The 15,037-nt window shown below is 72.6% G+C and carries 23 protein-coding genes; 15 read left to right on the forward strand and 8 right to left on the reverse strand.

Translation table 11 applies throughout. The annotated features are described in order from the left end of the window. The 8 genes from ABT015_RS23435 to ABT015_RS23470 form a co-directional block, all read right to left on the reverse strand. Positions 1 to 556 (reverse strand): hypothetical protein (locus ABT015_RS23435; protein WP_350882099.1); only part of this gene is annotated, 556 nt, incomplete at its 3' end. A 75-nt stretch (positions 557 to 631) separates the two neighbouring features. Continuing rightward, positions 632 to 1,648 carry a phosphoadenosine phosphosulfate reductase domain-containing protein gene (locus ABT015_RS23440; RefSeq protein ID WP_350882101.1) on the reverse strand — a complete coding sequence of 339 codons (1,017 nt, stop codon included), beginning with the start codon at positions 1,646 to 1,648 and terminating at the stop codon, positions 632 to 634. A 61-nt stretch (positions 1,649 to 1,709) separates the two neighbouring features. Beyond that, complete coding sequence (locus tag ABT015_RS23445) at positions 1,710 to 2,324, reverse strand: hypothetical protein (RefSeq protein ID WP_350882103.1); 615 nt, start codon at positions 2,322 to 2,324, stop codon at positions 1,710 to 1,712. A gap of 74 nt (positions 2,325 to 2,398) precedes the next feature. Beyond that, positions 2,399 to 3,844, reverse strand: a complete 1,446-nt coding sequence (locus tag ABT015_RS23450; RefSeq protein WP_350882105.1) for a hypothetical protein — start codon at positions 3,842 to 3,844, stop codon at positions 2,399 to 2,401. Between the two features lie 121 nt (positions 3,845 to 3,965). Further along, entirely contained in the window at positions 3,966 to 4,862 is an 897-nt protein-coding gene (locus ABT015_RS23455; protein WP_350882107.1) for a hypothetical protein, read from the reverse strand. A gap of 160 nt (positions 4,863 to 5,022) precedes the next feature. Then, complete coding sequence (locus ABT015_RS23460) at positions 5,023 to 5,298, reverse strand: hypothetical protein (protein ID WP_350882109.1); 276 nt, start codon at positions 5,296 to 5,298, stop codon at positions 5,023 to 5,025. A 182-nt stretch (positions 5,299 to 5,480) separates the two neighbouring features. Next, positions 5,481 to 6,092: a hypothetical protein gene (locus ABT015_RS23465; RefSeq protein WP_350882111.1), complete on the reverse strand. Its 612-nt coding sequence runs from the start codon at positions 6,090 to 6,092 to the stop codon at positions 5,481 to 5,483. Between the two features lie 92 nt (positions 6,093 to 6,184). Next, positions 6,185 to 6,712: a hypothetical protein gene (locus ABT015_RS23470; RefSeq protein WP_350882113.1), complete on the reverse strand. Its 528-nt coding sequence runs from the start codon at positions 6,710 to 6,712 to the stop codon at positions 6,185 to 6,187. 210 nt (positions 6,713 to 6,922) lie between these two features. Between ABT015_RS23470 and ABT015_RS23475 the strand changes: the two genes are divergently transcribed. The 15 genes from ABT015_RS23475 to ABT015_RS23545 all read left to right on the forward strand — a co-directional run bounded on the left by ABT015_RS23475 (position 6,923) and on the right by ABT015_RS23545 (position 14,942). Beyond that, the gene (locus tag ABT015_RS23475) at positions 6,923 to 7,336 is read left to right on the forward strand and encodes a hypothetical protein (protein WP_350882115.1); all 414 of its coding nucleotides are present in this window, start codon (positions 6,923 to 6,925) and stop codon (positions 7,334 to 7,336) included. A gap of 74 nt (positions 7,337 to 7,410) precedes the next feature. Continuing rightward, entirely contained in the window at positions 7,411 to 7,710 is a 300-nt protein-coding gene (locus ABT015_RS23480) for a hypothetical protein (RefSeq protein WP_350882117.1), read from the forward strand. A gap of 133 nt (positions 7,711 to 7,843) precedes the next feature. After that, entirely contained in the window at positions 7,844 to 8,116 is a 273-nt protein-coding gene (locus ABT015_RS23485; protein ID WP_350882119.1) for a hypothetical protein, read from the forward strand. A 17-nt stretch (positions 8,117 to 8,133) separates the two neighbouring features. Continuing rightward, positions 8,134 to 8,343 (forward strand): hypothetical protein, encoded by a 210-nt coding sequence (locus ABT015_RS23490; protein ID WP_350882120.1) that lies wholly within the window; start codon positions 8,134 to 8,136, stop codon positions 8,341 to 8,343. A 26-nt stretch (positions 8,344 to 8,369) separates the two neighbouring features. Next, positions 8,370 to 9,200 (forward strand): hypothetical protein, encoded by an 831-nt coding sequence (locus ABT015_RS23495; RefSeq protein WP_350882121.1) that lies wholly within the window; start codon positions 8,370 to 8,372, stop codon positions 9,198 to 9,200. A gap of 128 nt (positions 9,201 to 9,328) precedes the next feature. Then, the gene (locus tag ABT015_RS23500) at positions 9,329 to 9,652 is read left to right on the forward strand and encodes a hypothetical protein (RefSeq protein WP_350882123.1); all 324 of its coding nucleotides are present in this window, start codon (positions 9,329 to 9,331) and stop codon (positions 9,650 to 9,652) included. Between the two features lie 65 nt (positions 9,653 to 9,717). After that, the gene (locus ABT015_RS23505; RefSeq protein ID WP_350882125.1) at positions 9,718 to 10,227 is read left to right on the forward strand and encodes a hypothetical protein; all 510 of its coding nucleotides are present in this window, start codon (positions 9,718 to 9,720) and stop codon (positions 10,225 to 10,227) included. 93 nt (positions 10,228 to 10,320) lie between these two features. After that, on the forward strand, positions 10,321 to 10,650 hold the full coding sequence (locus ABT015_RS23510) for a hypothetical protein (RefSeq protein ID WP_350882127.1): 330 nt from the start codon (positions 10,321 to 10,323) through the stop codon (positions 10,648 to 10,650). Beyond that, positions 10,647 to 11,861: a hypothetical protein gene (locus ABT015_RS23515; RefSeq protein WP_350882129.1), complete on the forward strand. Its 1,215-nt coding sequence runs from the start codon at positions 10,647 to 10,649 to the stop codon at positions 11,859 to 11,861. The genes ABT015_RS23510 and ABT015_RS23515 overlap by 4 nt, the downstream gene beginning before the upstream one ends. 20 nt (positions 11,862 to 11,881) lie before the next feature. Continuing rightward, a complete protein-coding gene (locus ABT015_RS23520; protein WP_350882131.1) occupies positions 11,882 to 12,364 on the forward strand; it encodes a hypothetical protein in 483 nt (160 codons plus the stop codon). 15 nt (positions 12,365 to 12,379) lie between these two features. Further along, positions 12,380 to 12,877, forward strand: a complete 498-nt coding sequence (locus tag ABT015_RS23525; RefSeq protein WP_350882133.1) for a hypothetical protein — start codon at positions 12,380 to 12,382, stop codon at positions 12,875 to 12,877. A gap of 172 nt (positions 12,878 to 13,049) precedes the next feature. After that, positions 13,050 to 13,382 (forward strand): hypothetical protein, encoded by a 333-nt coding sequence (locus tag ABT015_RS23530; RefSeq protein ID WP_350882135.1) that lies wholly within the window; start codon positions 13,050 to 13,052, stop codon positions 13,380 to 13,382. Positions 13,383 to 13,459: 77 nt separating this feature from the next. Continuing rightward, positions 13,460 to 13,849, forward strand: a complete 390-nt coding sequence (locus tag ABT015_RS23535; RefSeq protein WP_350882137.1) for an HNH endonuclease — start codon at positions 13,460 to 13,462, stop codon at positions 13,847 to 13,849. Between the two features lie 192 nt (positions 13,850 to 14,041). After that, positions 14,042 to 14,272 (forward strand): hypothetical protein, encoded by a 231-nt coding sequence (locus ABT015_RS23540; RefSeq protein WP_350882139.1) that lies wholly within the window; start codon positions 14,042 to 14,044, stop codon positions 14,270 to 14,272. A 250-nt stretch (positions 14,273 to 14,522) separates the two neighbouring features. Next, positions 14,523 to 14,942 (forward strand): GmrSD restriction endonuclease domain-containing protein, encoded by a 420-nt coding sequence (locus ABT015_RS23545; protein WP_350882329.1) that lies wholly within the window; start codon positions 14,523 to 14,525, stop codon positions 14,940 to 14,942. Positions 14,943 to 15,037: the final 95 nt, after the last annotated feature.

Below are 15,037 nucleotides of genomic sequence, written 5' to 3' on the forward strand. Positions count from 1 at the left end.
CGGAGTCCGTCGAGGGCGTCTGGCCGGAGCCCAGCGCCGCGAGCACCCGCAGGCCAGCCCACCCGTCGACCTCGTCAAGCACGATCTTGGCGAAGTCCACGGTGCCGTCACCGCGACCGCGCAGGTGCGCGGCCCCGCCCGACCACCTGATGCTGGCTATGCCGGGGCGGGCTCCCGAGCTGACCGTGGCGTCGGGGAACAGCCGCGTGACCTCGGCCGTGACGAAGGCGAGCGCGCCCACCGCCCGGCCGGTTCGGGCCGTGCGCTCCTGCCAGTCGGGGAGCGCACGGCTGCGAATCCACTCGGCGATGCCCTCGACGTCGTCCACAGCGCGGGTCGTTCCGATGTAGGGGCTGGTGGCCTGTTCGAAGCTCGACCGGGCCTCGAACCTGATGCTGCCGCGGCTGCTGGCGCTGGAGCGGATCTCGCCGTCCAGACACAGCCCGTCCGGGCCTTCAAGCCCGGCGCGGGCGGCGGAACCGGTAGCTACACCGGTCCAGCCGTCACCGAGGAGACGAACGACAGCTCGCGTGATTTGCAGAGCGGTACGGGCCATGATCAAGGGTCCTTCTCTCAGTAGGGGGAGACGGCCGGCCAGGCGGCGCCCGGTCGGCCGTCGAAGCGGGGGTGGTCAGGCAGCGAGGCCGTACCAGAGGCGGTAGGCGTCGGCGGCGGCCGGACCGACGTACCGGGTGAGGACGTCGCCGATGCGCCAGTCGGTCAGCGGGCCGCGTCGTACGGCCTCCGCGTACACCTCGGCCATCGACACGTCCGGCTTGAACTGGTGCTGCACGGCTGCCTCCAGGGCGACGTACCGGGCGGCCAGCGTCAGGCGCAGCCGGGCGGCACGTACCAGGTCCTCGAACCCGGCCAAGATGCAGAAGGTGCACGACAACCTTCGATTGCCCATGTCGTACGCGGGGTGGTACTCGGCGCCGGCCGCCGCGATGCTGCGCCACACGCTCGCCGTGTCGTACGCGTGCACCGGGTTCCACTGGAGTACGATCCGCTTGCCGTTACTCGCGCGCCGGTCGATCGACAGCACTTCCCGCTTCGCGCGGGCCGGCGACTCCTCGGCCCGGAAGCCCATCACCGTCAGCAGCAGCGCGGGCCGGCCGAGGTCCCCGAGGGCAACGGTCACCTCGGTAAACACCACGGCCAGGACGTCGCGCTTGAGCGATGAGGTGCACAGGCGCCGCTTGGCGTCGGGGAACATGCCGCGCGCCTCGACCATGCCGATGAAGCCGCCGGCCCGGGCGCGGACGGTTAGCGGGACGCCGAAGAACGCGGCGTGCCGCTCGACCAGCTCACGGGTTCCCGGCCATTCGGCCTCCCCGAGGTCGGCGTGAACCATCATCACCTGGTCGACGGTGCCGGTCTGCCGGGCCGCGTTCATGACGACGATCGCGGCGGCCAGGCTGTCCTTGCCGCCGGACGTCTGGATCATGGTGCGGTCGGCCAAGGCGAGCAGCACCGCGCCGGCGGCGCGGGCCTTCGGGCAGCGGCGGCACACGGCATCCCGGGTGCCGAGCGCCGCGGCCGCGCCGAGCGCGGTACGCCCGCACAAGGACCGGGTGGGGCCCTGTCCGGGGGAGGGCAGGTGCAGCACGGCGGAGCCCGGGCTCCGCAGCAGGACGGCACAGTTCATCGGAGGTGTCCTCTCGGTGGCCGGGGGTGCTCTCCCCACGGCGGGTTCGTGTCGACGCTGCTCAGCCGACGAGGTAGCGGGCTTCCTCCCGCGCCCACTCGACAGCCTCACCGGCGCCGGGGAACACGAGGCTGCTCGTTTCCAGGCGGACGTCGTCCTCGTCGACTCGGCGGGCGCCGGCGGTGGCCACGTACAAGGTGTGGCCGCCGCCGTACACGTACTCGTCGACGCTCGACCAGTACCGGTCGCAGTTCTCCGCGTCGTCCGCAACGTCCTCGTCGTGGACCCGGACAGCGCGAACGAGCTCACGGTGCGCGCCGTCGTGCAGCAGAGCGGCCCGCAGGCCGTCGACGGGCGGGGCCTCCGCCGGGGCCGGCGTGTACGTCCACCCCTTGGTCAGGTACGCCTCGGCGAGGAACTCGCTGCCGTGCACCCGGCCGGCGACGGCGGGCGGCGCGAGACGGGACAGCGGGCGGACACCAGCCCACAGGCCCGAGGTGGTGACGCCATCGGACCAGCACTGCCACCCCGCCCCGACATGGGTCACGGTGGCGTCGGGAACGACAAGGACCTGCCCGCCCAGCCGGTCGCACTCCTTCGGATGATCGGTGACGATCACGCCCATCTGGCAGGTCAGGACGTAGCGGGCTGGCACGAAGCCCTTGGCGCGGTACATCAGCGGGGCCTTTCAGGATCAGGTGATTCGGGGTGCCCCGAACGGGCGGGGCACCCCGAGCGGTCGACGGACGGTCAGTTGGCGGGGAGGAAGTCGCCGCAGTTGTGGGAGCAGCTGACGTGGTGTTCGCGGGCCCACAGGCCGCAGCGCTCGCACGGCGTGTGGCCGTCCGCGTCGGCGGGCGTCGCCAGGAGTGCCGGGCGCGGTTCGACGGCGCCGTGCCCGTACGGGAACGTCAAGCGGATCGAGCCGTCCGGCTCCAGCGCGGCCGCGCTGCCGAACTTGCCGATCACGGTGCGCAGCTCGGCGGCGAGCCAGGCACCGGACCGCAGCACGCGCCCGTCCACCCGGGGGTGCGGGTGGTCCACGAGGTAGGCCACGGCGGTGGCTTCCTCCGGCCCGGCCGGACGGCCGTCGCCGGGCCGGTACGGATGCAGCGGCAGGTAGCGCGCGGCCAGCGCCCCGGTGGAGACGTACACGGCCCCGGTCTCGGTCACCGCAGCCCGGGTGAACGGTTGCTGCCTCATCTGCTCGCGCACGATGCGCAGCACCAGGCCCCGGGAGAGCATCTGAGGCTCGTCGGCGGCCGGCTGCTCCCAGCGCAGGCCGTTGCGCACCTCGATGAGGAAGTCGCCGAAGGGCAGCTCAGCGGGGACAGGCCACAGTGCGTTCGGGCTGAGCTGACGGCCCGGCATGGAGTCGTAGACGGTGCTCCCGGCGGGGATCGGGTCCGTCTCGGCCGGCGGCGGGAAGGCGGGCTCCGGCTGTCCGAGCCGACCCACGACCCCGGGCAGCGCCCGTTCCGGCTTGCCGGACGTCGTCCTGGTCGGGTCGTGGTAGGGCTCGTTGGCGAGGCTGTCCAGTGCGGCCCGGGCCCGGTCGAGGGCCTTGCCCGCACCGACGACCTCGGCCCGCGACGCCTCCCCGCCCCCGGCGATGTTGAGGAAGTTGGTCGCGTACTCGGCGATCATGCGCATCACGGTCGCGCTCCCGGTGACGACCACCGACCGGGCCCGGCCCCGGGTGACCTCCTCGCTGCTCTCGTACGCCAAGCGCAGCGCCTTGCACATCGGGTCCACGTCGTCGTCACCAAGGATCGCGCCGGTGCCGCTCAGCCACTCGGCGAACGCGCCGGGCAGGCTCACGGCCCGGGTGGCGCTCGCCAGCGCGGTGCGGGCGATCTCCGCGAGCTCCTGGCTGGCCGTGTCCACCGGCGTCCACAGGACCACCGGGTCCTCGTCCTCGTTCGGCTCGAAGCGCCGGAGCAGCCACTCGCCGGTCGGCTTGCCGCCAGCGTCGACGTCGATGTTCATCATGCCGGAGTCGTGTTCCTCCTCGTGGCTGCCCTCGATGCGCACCCGGATGCCGGAGGGGTGGGCGAGGTAGGCGGCGCCGTGCTGCTCGCTGGCGACCCACGCGGGCCCGAGGGCGGCCGACGTGGCACGGACGAGGTCGACCAGGTCGAAGGGCGCTTCGACCCGGTAGAACGGGGCATTCGGCTTGATCAAGCTCACGATCATGGTGCGGGTGTCCTTTCGGCGGGGCGCCGGGGTGCTCTCCCCGACGCTCATAACTGTAACATCGACAATGATTAATTGAACAGGGTGTTGTACGTCACAACACCCCACGCCGTGATGGGAGTTACTCCTCCGGCGTCCACGTGACCAGGCCACCCCCGAGGCGCCACGACCGCACCGCGCCGGCCCCGTTCACCTCCACCCGGGCGAAGTCGAACGACAGCAGCCCCTCCACCTCCAAGGCCGCCCACCTCCGGTCCAGCACCTGGTCGGCCTCCACGCCCCCGCCGGGCAGGGTGACCACCGCCCGCCACCGCGCCCCCCGGCTCGACACCAGCGCACGCGCGCACTGCCGGGCCACGCCTTCGTGCTCCCGCCGCAACTCCAGGAACTCGTTCGGCACCGCGTACGGCGTCCACCGCTCCGCCTCCGGCCCGCCGGCCTGGCGCCGGTACACCTCCCGCTCCCCGAACCACAGCGAACCGTCGCCCCCCATCACCACCGGGATGCGCCGGCGCCCGGCCAACTCCACAGCCTCCGCGACGTGCTCCGCCAGCACGAAGCCCCCCATGCTGGCCTCACCCATGATCCATACGCCGAAGTTCCAACGGCCCAGAATCGGCACCGGCACCGGCAGGACGCTGCGGTCCGCCGCCGTGATCACCCCCGTCTCCCGGTGCTGGGCCTTCCCGCCTTCCACCCGCTGCTCCACCGGGCTGAGCAGCAGCAGCGTCGACCGGTCCGGGGCGTAGCGCACCGCGTACCGGTTCACCACCAGGAACCGTCGCAGCTGCTCCGTCATCGCCAGCCGCTCGGCGGCGACCACGGACGGGTTGTCCTCCAGGGTCGTCGGCCGGAACCACGAGACCCGCACCGTGGCGCCCTCCACCCCGGTCCCCGCCTTCACCGGTTCGGCGAGGAAGCCCGGCCGGCCGCCCCCCTCCCACCGTAGGAACTCCCCCTTCTCCTCCAACAGCCGCGTCGCGGACCGGACACCCGGCCTGACGACGGAACCACCCACAACGACATGATTGGGGAACATGCGGCCTCCAAAACCCCGCCAGAAGCGGGGATCAGCAGTACTTGGGAACGCCCCAGCGCGCGGGTGCGCGAGGGGCCGTGAGCCTGCGGGGGGACGGCCGGCTGGCGGTCGACGGGCCGTCCCCGGCGCAGGCGCCGACCTAGGCGGCGGAGATGGGAGTCAGCTTGCGGGGGGCACCGGGCATGATCGGCGCGGAGTGCGCGGGGGCGTCGGGGTCGGCCTGCGCTGCGGCGTGCTCGGCGAAGGTGGGGTAGACGCGGCCGCAGCCGCCAAGGCACAGGGCCTCGCCGGCGGCGATCAAGCTCTCCTCCTCGAACATCGGCGCGCCGCCGTGGTGGATGAGCGCGGACCAGTGGTCGCAGCAGCCCTCGTGCTGCCAGATGAGCGGGCCTTGCTTGGTCAGGTTCACGGCCATGCGGATGTACCACCTTTCGGCGGGCGCCGGGGCCTGCCCCGATGCCCATCAGATGTGAAGAACGTGTGCTTTTTGCGACTTTTGCGACCGCCCCAACGCGCGCACGCGCACGCGCGAGGCGGTTCGCGGTACGGCGAACCCGGCTGCGGCCAGCGCGAGCGGCAGCAGCCGGTAGAGCGGACCTACGCGGGCAGGCGCAGCAGGTAGCAGTAGAGGTCGCCGTTGACGGTCGGCCCCGCCCACTCCGTGGCCGGCGCGTACCCGAGCTGGTTCAGCACGTTCTCGGCGTCCGCGAGCGTGGCGGCCGGGTGGTCGCCGAACGGACCCGAGACACCGCCGCGTACGTCCCGCAGGATCGTGACCTCGTGTTCGGCCGGGTTGAAGGCGGCGCTGTACCGGATGCCGTCGTGATCGAAGTAGCCGGAGCCGTTCGGGATGAAGGCCGGCCGCCGGGCGTTGAGGGCGTCGGCCAGCGCGGCCGCCAGGGGCGCCGGGTCCAGCGACGCGCTCTCCCCGCACTCGGGCAGTCCGCATGCCGGGTCGGTGCAGCGGTGGAAGACGACCACGACATCGTCTTCCTCGTTGGGCGCGTACAGCTGGCAGTGCAGGGCTTCCAGCTTCTCCCCCTTGGCGGGGAGAACCTCGTCGCAGCCGATCAGCGCGTACGTGATGCCGGGGCCCGATACGAAGATCTGGTCGCCGCCACCGTCCGCCGGTGCCACGGAGGCCGGAAGGCCGGCGGCGTGCTGGGCGGCCAGGATTTGAGCGGTCGCGGGGTGGAGCTGGTCGGGCATTGGGTGTCCTTCCGGTGGCGCCGGGCGCTGCCCCGGCGGGTCGGGGATTGCGCCCCGGGGCTGGATGCCGCCCCAGGGCGCAGCGGGGTTGGTCAGCCGGTGGTGGCGGGCAGCCTGGTCGGTGCGAGCCAGGCGTGCAGGGTGGTGAGCGCAAGCAGCGTGCGGTCCAGCGGTACGCGGTCGAGGCTGACGCGAGCGGTGCCGTCGCCGAGCCGGAGAACGTGGTGGGCGGCGGGGGTGCCGTCCTCGTGGCACACGAAGTGGATGTGGCCGGAGTAGGAGTCGGTGATGCTGCCGGTGCGGCCGTTTGGGCTGCTGGGGCTCTCGTAGCGCCGGGGGTCGGGGTCGAGCGCCCCGTTCACCAGGGTGTCGGCGTCCTGCTCGGGCAGGAGGGCACTGATCCACACGTCGTGGCCGTTGGTGATGACGGTCTCCAGGGAGCGGCCGGGGCCCTCCCACTGGAGGCAGACGCGGCCGGCGATCGGGCCCTCGTACGGGTTGACGATGCCGCCGGGGAAGCGGTCGAGGATCAGCTGCGTGACCGCGTAGTCGAGGTGGGCACGGGCCTCGCTGACGGCGCGTTCGAGGGTGCGGCCGGTGGTCTGCTGCGTCGTGGGCATGGGTGTCCTTTCGGTCCGGCGGGTGCTGCCCCGCCAATGGCCATAACTGTAACAATGAAAATGATCAGCGCAAGACATGCGAGCAAAATCAATGAGATTCATTGTTTGTGTTGCAGTTATGGCGGCTGGGCCCTACGGTGGGAACCACACCGACCGAGCACCACCAGCCCCGGCGGGAGAGCACCCGCCGCCACCGAAAGGACACCCCCGATGCGCAGCACCACCACGCCCGAACCCACCCGCAAGACCCGCCTTCGCCGCCGGCTGCGCCACCTGCGCGAAATCCGACGCGCCATCAAGGCCGTCACCACCAACCCCGTGCGCTCCCTCTCCACCCACCTCATCGCACGCGGCATGCACCCCGACCACGCCCACCGCTACAACGGCGCCGCCACCCGCAAGGCCAACCAGCACGGCCTGCCCTCCGCCGGCATCCTCACCCGCACCATCAACACCCCCAAGGGCCCCCGCCCCCAGGACGTCACCCTCTACACCCCCAACCAGGCAGACGCCCTCCTGGCCATCTACCGGCCCGCGAAGAACCGCCAGAACCGCGACGCGATCAACGCCTTCGACCGGATCGCCGGCGGCCCGCTGCGCCCCGCACACGCCCTCGCCGCCTAGCCCATACCGACCGCCGACCGTCGCCCCAGGGCCGGACACCACCCGGCCCCGCCCCGCCCCGGGAGAACCCCCTCGTGCTGCTGCGCCTGCTCACCATCGCCCTGCTCATCACCCCCACCCCGCTCGCCGACCAGCCCATGCGCGTCGCCATCCACGTCGACGCCGCCGGCGCCATGGCCGTCGTCCGTGTCCTCCCCGAACCGCTCTGCGTCACCGCCAGCGACGCCCTGACCGTCACCCTCGAACACCAGGGCTTCGAGTCCTACGGCGTCAACGCCCCCACTTTCGCCAAGGCGGCCGCGATCGTCCGCCACCTCTACGCCGCCGACCAGGCCCCCGGCCCCGACGACTACCCGCCCGCCGCCGACTGCTGACCCACCCCTCGGGGCCCGGGCCCGCAGCCCCAGGCCCCGAGGGGCGCGACACAACGCCCCGCGGCGCAGCACCCTCCACCCTGCGCCGCCCCGTTCGGAGAGCACCGAACACCCCAGCGAAAGGGCACCCACCATGACCCCGGCCAACGAGATCCAGCCCGGCGCGGTCGTCGAGTACCACGACAACGGCCTGATGCTGATCGCCACCAGCAAGACCGTCAGCAGCCGGTGGGCCGGCCGCCGCCACTACCTCCACGGCGCCGTCCTCACCCTCCCCGCCGCCGGCCCCGGCCTGTGGCGCGTCGGCGGCCCGGCCGACCGCGTGACCACACCCCGGGCCCGCATCGCGGTGCACGAGCAGCGCACCGCCCCCGGCCGATGCCCCTGCACCGCCCACACCCGCTGAGCCGAAGGAGACCGCCCGTGCCGGACTGGACGCGCATGCAGCCCGCCGACTTCGACGCCGACGTCGCGCCGCCGCTGTTCACCGCGCCGGCCGCCGACCGCCCGGTGCCCGCCGTCGCCGACGACTTCGGTACCGAGGCCCTGTTCGGCGCGTCCGTCCCGCCCCGGCCGGCCGCCGCCCCGCCCAAGCCCCGCCCGACCCCGACGCCCGACAACCCGTTGTTCTGACTACCCATCACCCCGAGGACCACGCCATGTCCAACGCCCTGCCGTCCGACCTCGCCAGCCTGGCCGCGCGCCTGCTGCCGTCCGAACTCGCCGCCCTGGTCGAATGCCTGGCCCCGGCCGGCCCCCGCACCGCCAACCCCGGCCCGGACCCCTCGGCGGTCCCGCGCATCGATATCGTCTTCGACCAGGACGACGACGCGGGCGAGACGAACGTCCGGGTGTTCGTCAATGGGTCGCCGATCCACTGGCGAAACCACACGCACAGCGACACCGAACCGCTCGTCCGCTTCCACGTCCTCGACTCCGGGCCGTATGAGGAACTCCAGCCCCACGCGTGGGCGCAGCAGGCTATGGCGGCCGCGCGCCGCGCACCCGAAGCCGTCCGCTCCCACATCGCCGCCCGCGTGCTGGAGTACCACCAGCCCGAGCAGGACGGATGCCCCCTCTGCGTGACCGACGACCCCGGCCCGGCCGGCGCGGGCCTCAGCGCCTTCGGCCTGGAGCGGCTTCCCGTCCCGGAGCTGCGCCGCTTGCGCTACTTCGTCAACGAGAAGCTGGAGGCGTACTACCTCGACGACGTGAAGGCCGCCATGCGCGACGCGTTGAAGGGCATCGAGGTCGCCGGCGTGCCGGTGACGGAGGTCGACATCCCGGCGGAACGGGTGGGCGGCCCGGCCGGCAGGCTTGCCTACGACCGCTCGAAGATCCGGTTCCGGTGCGGCGGCGGCTCCGCCTGGCTGACCATCAACCTCAGCGACTTCCAGCCCCTGCGGGACGCTCTGGGGGCGCTGGTCGGCGTCGCGCCGATCGAGGACGACGAAGACACTGATCCCGATCTGACCTTCGACCTCAGGTGATCGCGGCCGCCGGCTGCGCCCCGCACCTCAGAGCGGGGGCGGGGTCGAGACCTAGGCAAATAATCATTGTCAATGATACAGTTATGCTCGTTGGGGAGAGCACCCCACACCACCGAAAGGACACCCGAATGCCCACGCCCAAGGCCACATCCCAGACCTACAAGCTGCTGATCGACGTCAGCGAGTTCGGCCTCTCCACCACCTCGGACGGCCCGGTCAACCCGCTCAGGCTCGCCCTCACCTACGACGGACAGCCCGGCAAGGACTACAAGCTCACCGCCCATCTGGTCGGCCTCGACGCCGCCGGCGAACTCGTCTACCTCGACCTCCTCAGCCGCCATCCCTACAACCGGCCCGACTGGCTCAACCCGATCCTGCGCGACTTCCAGCCGCACGGATGGGACATCCCCGAGCACCCGGCCGTCTACGGCCCGCTCGCGACGAAGAACTGAGCCAGCCCCGCCCCGGGTGCCCCGCCCCAAGCGGGGCACCCTCCCACCGCTGAGGACCCATCACCGTGAGCACCCACCACGTCGACTTCCACCCGGTCATCGTCGCCAAGACCACCGAGTACCTGCTCGCCCAGCCCGCCCTCACCAGCGAACTGCTGCGCGTCGTCCGCGCCGACCAGGTCAAAGCCGGTGACCTGATCGTCTCCGCGTTCCAGCCCGCCGGCGGCGGCCGCATGCCGGTCGCCGACTACTTCTCCGGCGGCGCCTACGTCGCCCTCCCCGGCCCATACGACCCGACGTGCGGCTGCGGCGTGTGCTGCCTCGACGAGGTGAAGGGCCCCGAAGGCACCGTCGTCCTCACCAGCGGCTACCCGTGGAACGCCTGCGACCCGTGGCCCGCCCACGAGCCGGTCCTGATCCTCCCGTACCCCGGGCAGGCGCTCACCCTCGCCAATCTCGAACGACTGGTCTGCGTGCTCCCGCTCGACCCGATCGACTTCCGCAGCCCGGCCTCCCAGAGCCACTACATGACCAACGGCTGGTACCTCACCGAAGAGGAAACCGCCGCCCTCTGACCCCCGCGCCGGTGCTGCGCCCCGCCCACCCCAGGCAGGGCGCAGCACCGGCCCCGAGGGGCGCGACGCAACCACCCGTGCCCCCGTACACCCATGCCGACGCCCCGGCCCGCCGACGAGGCGACCCCGCCCCCGGGCCGGGCGCCCGGCCCGCACAGCAGAAAGACCACCACCGTGAACACCCACGTCATCGACGCCGCGACCACCACGCTGGCCGACACCCACGCCAAGGGCGAGCCCTACAAGGTCCGGGTCATCTACCGGATCGGCGACGACCCGCAGCTCCACGAACAGCGCTCCCGCATCACCCCCGGCTACTCCACCCTCGCCGACCTCCCGGTGATCATCGCCAACCCCCGCAACTTCACCGCCGCCGACGTGCACGTCGTCGCCGTCCACCACGCTCCGGAGCACACCCGATGACCACCACCCCGGCAGCGCCCGACGCCCGCCTGAACGCCGCACTGCGCGCCGCCGGTGACGAAGCCCTCGCGCTGCTCACCACCTGCCGCCCCGGCCTCACCATCGACCCCACCCGTTCCACCATCACCACCTGCACCGTCGCGACGTGGGACAGCGGCGAGCACAGCGGCACGGTCGCCGTGCAGGCCGGCTGGGACGCGGGGGTCGACGTCATCGGCGTCGACGCGGCCACCGCCGACCGCCTGTGCGCCGTCTACTTCGAGGACACCGAGCACCAGCACCACGACGACGGGCGCGACGGCAACCCGGACCCCGACAGTGTCCGCTACCTGGCCCCCGGGGCGTACGAGCTGCGGCAGTTTGACGACCATCCCGCCGCCGACCTGACCGTCCGCCCGGACGGCCGCTACGACCTGAGCTTCACCGAGCGCAGCATCAGCGGGGCCGCCGCGCTGCTCGCCTGCCTCGACCGGCCGGAAGGCGAACCGCCCACCTCCTGCGTGTGCGACCGCACCGGCCTGTGCATCTGCTGCTGCGACGACGCCCCATCCTGCCCCACCTGCGACCGTTGCCCCTGCGCCTGCTCCTGCACGGCCAGCACCCAGCAGCCGCAGCCGGCCGCCGCGTTCCGCGAGACCATCACCCGCCACGGCCCCGCCCAGCGACCGCAGAGCAAGCCGCTGACCGAACCCGCCGCCCGCGGCCTGGTCGTCCAGGCCGCCTACTGGAACTTCGGCATCGAGCTGTACAGCAACGGCAGGATCGCCCTGAGCCGCCTCGACCGGAAGGGCGCGCCCGCTCTGACCGCCGCGATCGAACCGGCCGCGCCGCTCCGCCGCTCCGCCAACGCCGCCGCCGACCTGCGGCAGATCATCGACAGCAGCGAGACGGGCTGCCGAGTCGACCGCTTCGGCCGCCCGCGCATCGCCCTGCGGGCCACCATCATCGGGCCGAAGCAGACGGCGGTGCTCCTGGAACGGGGGCTCATCGCCACCACCGGCGAGGCGGACGCGCCCGTCGAGGTGACGTTCCTCGGGCACCTCCTCCTGGCCCTCCACGAGCACGACACCACCACGGTCAGCAGCACCACCGGCCACGTCACGGTGACCTGCTCGTGCGGCTGGGCGACGGCCGGTTCCTCCACCGTCCTCGCCCACACGGCCGCCCGCGCCCACCGAGGCGCCCGCCTCGCCGCCGCCATCACCCGCTGACCAGCCGCGAAGGAATAACCATGACCACGCCCACCACGCAGCCGCCCGCCGGCCTTCAGACCGCCGTCGACGTACTGCGCGCGCTCGGCATCGAAGCCCGCATCGACCCGACCAGCGACGGCGGCCACCAGATCACCAGCACCGCGCCCGCCCCCGACTGGAGCAGCGAGGACATGCAGGAGTGCGGGACCTGCGGCTGCTGGCGCAAGGAACACGAGCCGCTGCACGCCGTCGTCGACGCCTGCGACGACTTCACCCCCGAAGACGAACACCGCCACCAGCACTACCAGGACGACGCCGAGTTCGTGCCCGCCAACGGCGAACCGGGCGGCATCCCCGTCCTGCGCGTCGGCGGCGTCGGCACGGCGGCCTTCATCGACCCGGACGGCACCTTCACCATCTCCATCCACACCGACGAAGCGGACAGCGCGCTGCTCACCCAGCCCGGCGACGAACTCCCCATGACCCTGATCGTCAACGGCGTGACCGTCGCCTCGTACTAACCCCTGGACACCACCATGAACCTGCTCGACGTGATCACCTACGACACCATCGCCCAGCACACCGGGTGCACCGCCTACGCGATCACCCCCGGCATCCCCAGTGCCACCGCCACGACGGAGGTGTCCGCGATGCGGCTGCGCCGCTTCCTCGCCGACAGTCTCGACGCCGGCGGCCAGGCGGTCCTGCTGCGTAACTGCGCCGTCCGCTACACCACCGGCGCCGGCCCGGACGCCCAGGAGCACACCGCCACCCCCACCGACACCGACAAGCCGCTGTGCGCCGAGTGCCTGCACTGGAAGAGCGAGCACACCGGCCGCCCCGACGACGACAACACCCCCGGCCACCGCACGAGCTGCACATCGGGCTTCCGCCCGTTCACCCGCCCCGACCGAGTGATCTGCACCCGCTGCTCCCAGCACCGGGCCGAGCACATCGACGCCGGGGTTCTCCAGCCCGAATACGAGGAACTCACCGTCGCCTGCGGCAAGTTCACCACCGAAGACCGGACATAGCCCCGCTCCGGACGGCGACCCGAACCGCCACCCCGCTGCGCCCCGGCCCATCCGCCGGGGCGCAGCAACGCGCCCGCCCCCAACGTCTCGGCCAGCGGCCGCCGGCCGAGACGCAAGCGCCCCCGGACTGCTCCCCTGCACGGACACCGACCAGCAGGGAGCCCCCTTGACCATGCCCACCCCCACCCCCACCGTGACGCCGACCGCCGCCGCGCCGAAGCCCGCCCAGGCCCCCGGCACCGCGCCGCTCACCCTCGGCCTGACCGTGATCGAGACGACCGTCTACGCCCTGGACCTGCCCCTCGACGAAGTCCCGATCGAGCTGATCGAGTTCTACGACGACGAACAGCACGACCTCTCCGACGAACAGCACACCCTCACCGGCTGGCTCAACGACTACCCCGAGCTCTGGCACGACCACCTCGACCCCGCCAAGCACACCCAGACCACCGAGAACCCCGAGGTCGTCAACGTCGACGTACACGGCTGGCCGACCAGCGGGTGACACAAGACGCCGCCGGCCTGCACTCTCCCCGTCACCTCGGGCCGCCCGCGCCCGAGGTGAACGGAGCCCCCACCCTCGTGACCGCGCTGCGCACCCGCCCCCGCAACACCGGCCCCACCCCGGCCGTCCGCACCCTGGTCTACGCCCGGGATGGCCACCAGTGCGTACGGTGCGGCACCGGCAACACCCTGACCATCCAGCACCGCACCAACCGGGCCATGGGCGGCAGCAGCGACCCCGCGATCAACCACCCGACGAACCTCGTCACGGCCTGCCAGGCCTGCAACATGTGGTTCGAGGCGAACCCCGCCGCCTCGTACGCCGCCGGCTGGAAGGTCCGCCGACCCACCGACCCCGCCCACGTCCCCGTGCGGTACCCCACCGGGGAACTGCGCACCCTGGAGACGGACGGCACCTCCCGCACCCTCGGCGTGCCGGTCGTCCTCACCGCCAGGGCCGCCCGGTGAGCGTCCTGCCGTGCATCCGCGCCGCCCACCCGGACGGCGAGTGCCCCCGCCACCAGCTCTGCCCCGGCTGCGGGGAACCGTACGCCGACTGCGCCTGCCCACCCGCCCGGAACAGCGCCGCTACGCTCAGCACCGGCTGGCCATCCCTCGGGCGCGGAACGTCGAACCAGGCACCGGGAAAGGTGAGTTGAGGTGGATGATGCAGCGGCCGCGATGACGGCCGCGTGGGGGATCGGCATCGTGCTGCTGACGCTGGCCGCGCCCGGGGCCGTCCGCCGGACGCCCGCCCTGGCGCTCGCCGTCGACTTCCGGCCCGTCCCGACGTTGCTGCTGCTCGCGATCCTGATCGTGTTCTGGCCCGTCGCCGTGACGGCCCATCTCCTGCCCGGCGGCGCCGACCGTACGCGGCCGCCGCGCACGTAGAACTGTCCGCCACCGACCCGAGGAGCCCCCGCTGCCCGCCACCCGCCTTGCCGCCCGCGCCGCCGCCGCGCTCGCCATCACCGCCACCTGCGCTATCACCTCCCCGCCGGCCGCGCCCCTCACCGACGACCAGCGACTCGTCGCCGCCCTCCCCGCCGCCGTCACCGCCCCCGCCCCCGGCTACGACCGCGACCTGTTCGGCACCTGGGAAGACCTCGACGGCGACGGCTGCAACGCCCGCCAAGCCGCTCTGCTGCGCACCCTCACCGAGCAGGTCACCGCCCCGCAGCGCCCCGCCGAGTGCACGATCGTCCTGTCCGGCCGCCTCACCGACCCCTACAGCGGCACCAGCGTCGTCACCGGCGTCGAGCACATCGACGTCGACCACCGAGTCGCCCTCCAGGACGCGTGGGCGTCCGGCGCGAACACCTGGACCGAGCAGTGGCGCCACCAGTTCAGCAACGACGACGACAACCTGGTCCCCACCCTGCCCGCCGTCAACCGGGGCAAGGGCAGCCGCGGCCCCGATCAGTGGAAGCCCTCGGGCGGCAAGGCCGCCGAGTGCGCCTACGCGGCCGGCTACGCCCGCACGAAGGCCCGCTGGGAGCTCGGGGTCACCGACGCGCAGCGCGCAGCGCTCATGAAGGCCCTCGCCGACTGCCCGATCTGACAGCCCGCCCGGCAGGCCCGCGACACCAGCCAGGGGCATCATTGCTGGTGTTACAGTTAACGGGTCGGTGATGGGGATGCCCCAGCCGCACACTC

The sequence above is a fragment of the Kitasatospora sp. NPDC094016 genome, from assembly GCF_040304045.1.
Classification (GTDB): domain Bacteria; phylum Actinomycetota; class Actinomycetes; order Streptomycetales; family Streptomycetaceae; genus Kitasatospora.

Excerpts from the sequence above, each read along its gene's own strand:
- ABT015_RS23450 (WP_350882105.1), bottom strand. The coding sequence starts at position 3,844 with ATGATCGTGAGCTTGATCAAGCCGAATGCCCCGTTCTACCGGGTCGAA.
- ABT015_RS23515 (WP_350882129.1), top strand. The coding sequence starts at position 10,647 with ATGACCACCACCCCGGCAGCGCCCGACGCCCGCCTGAACGCCGCACTG.
- ABT015_RS23525 (WP_350882133.1), top strand. The coding sequence starts at position 12,380 with ATGAACCTGCTCGACGTGATCACCTACGACACCATCGCCCAGCACACC.
- ABT015_RS23465 (WP_350882111.1), bottom strand. The coding sequence starts at position 6,092 with ATGCCCGACCAGCTCCACCCCGCGACCGCTCAAATCCTGGCCGCCCAG.
- ABT015_RS23470 (WP_350882113.1), bottom strand. The coding sequence starts at position 6,712 with ATGCCCACGACGCAGCAGACCACCGGCCGCACCCTCGAACGCGCCGTC.
- ABT015_RS23495 (WP_350882121.1), top strand. The coding sequence starts at position 8,370 with ATGTCCAACGCCCTGCCGTCCGACCTCGCCAGCCTGGCCGCGCGCCTG.
- ABT015_RS23440 (WP_350882101.1), bottom strand. The coding sequence starts at position 1,648 with ATGAACTGTGCCGTCCTGCTGCGGAGCCCGGGCTCCGCCGTGCTGCAC.
- ABT015_RS23445 (WP_350882103.1), bottom strand. The coding sequence starts at position 2,324 with ATGTACCGCGCCAAGGGCTTCGTGCCAGCCCGCTACGTCCTGACCTGC.
- ABT015_RS23530 (WP_350882135.1), top strand. The coding sequence starts at position 13,050 with ATGCCCACCCCCACCCCCACCGTGACGCCGACCGCCGCCGCGCCGAAG.
- ABT015_RS23520 (WP_350882131.1), top strand. The coding sequence starts at position 11,882 with ATGACCACGCCCACCACGCAGCCGCCCGCCGGCCTTCAGACCGCCGTC.
- ABT015_RS23485 (WP_350882119.1), top strand. The coding sequence starts at position 7,844 with ATGACCCCGGCCAACGAGATCCAGCCCGGCGCGGTCGTCGAGTACCAC.
- ABT015_RS23475 (WP_350882115.1), top strand. The coding sequence starts at position 6,923 with ATGCGCAGCACCACCACGCCCGAACCCACCCGCAAGACCCGCCTTCGC.
- ABT015_RS23460 (WP_350882109.1), bottom strand. The coding sequence starts at position 5,298 with ATGGCCGTGAACCTGACCAAGCAAGGCCCGCTCATCTGGCAGCACGAG.
- ABT015_RS23510 (WP_350882127.1), top strand. The coding sequence starts at position 10,321 with ATGCCGACGCCCCGGCCCGCCGACGAGGCGACCCCGCCCCCGGGCCGG.
- ABT015_RS23500 (WP_350882123.1), top strand. The coding sequence starts at position 9,329 with ATGCCCACGCCCAAGGCCACATCCCAGACCTACAAGCTGCTGATCGAC.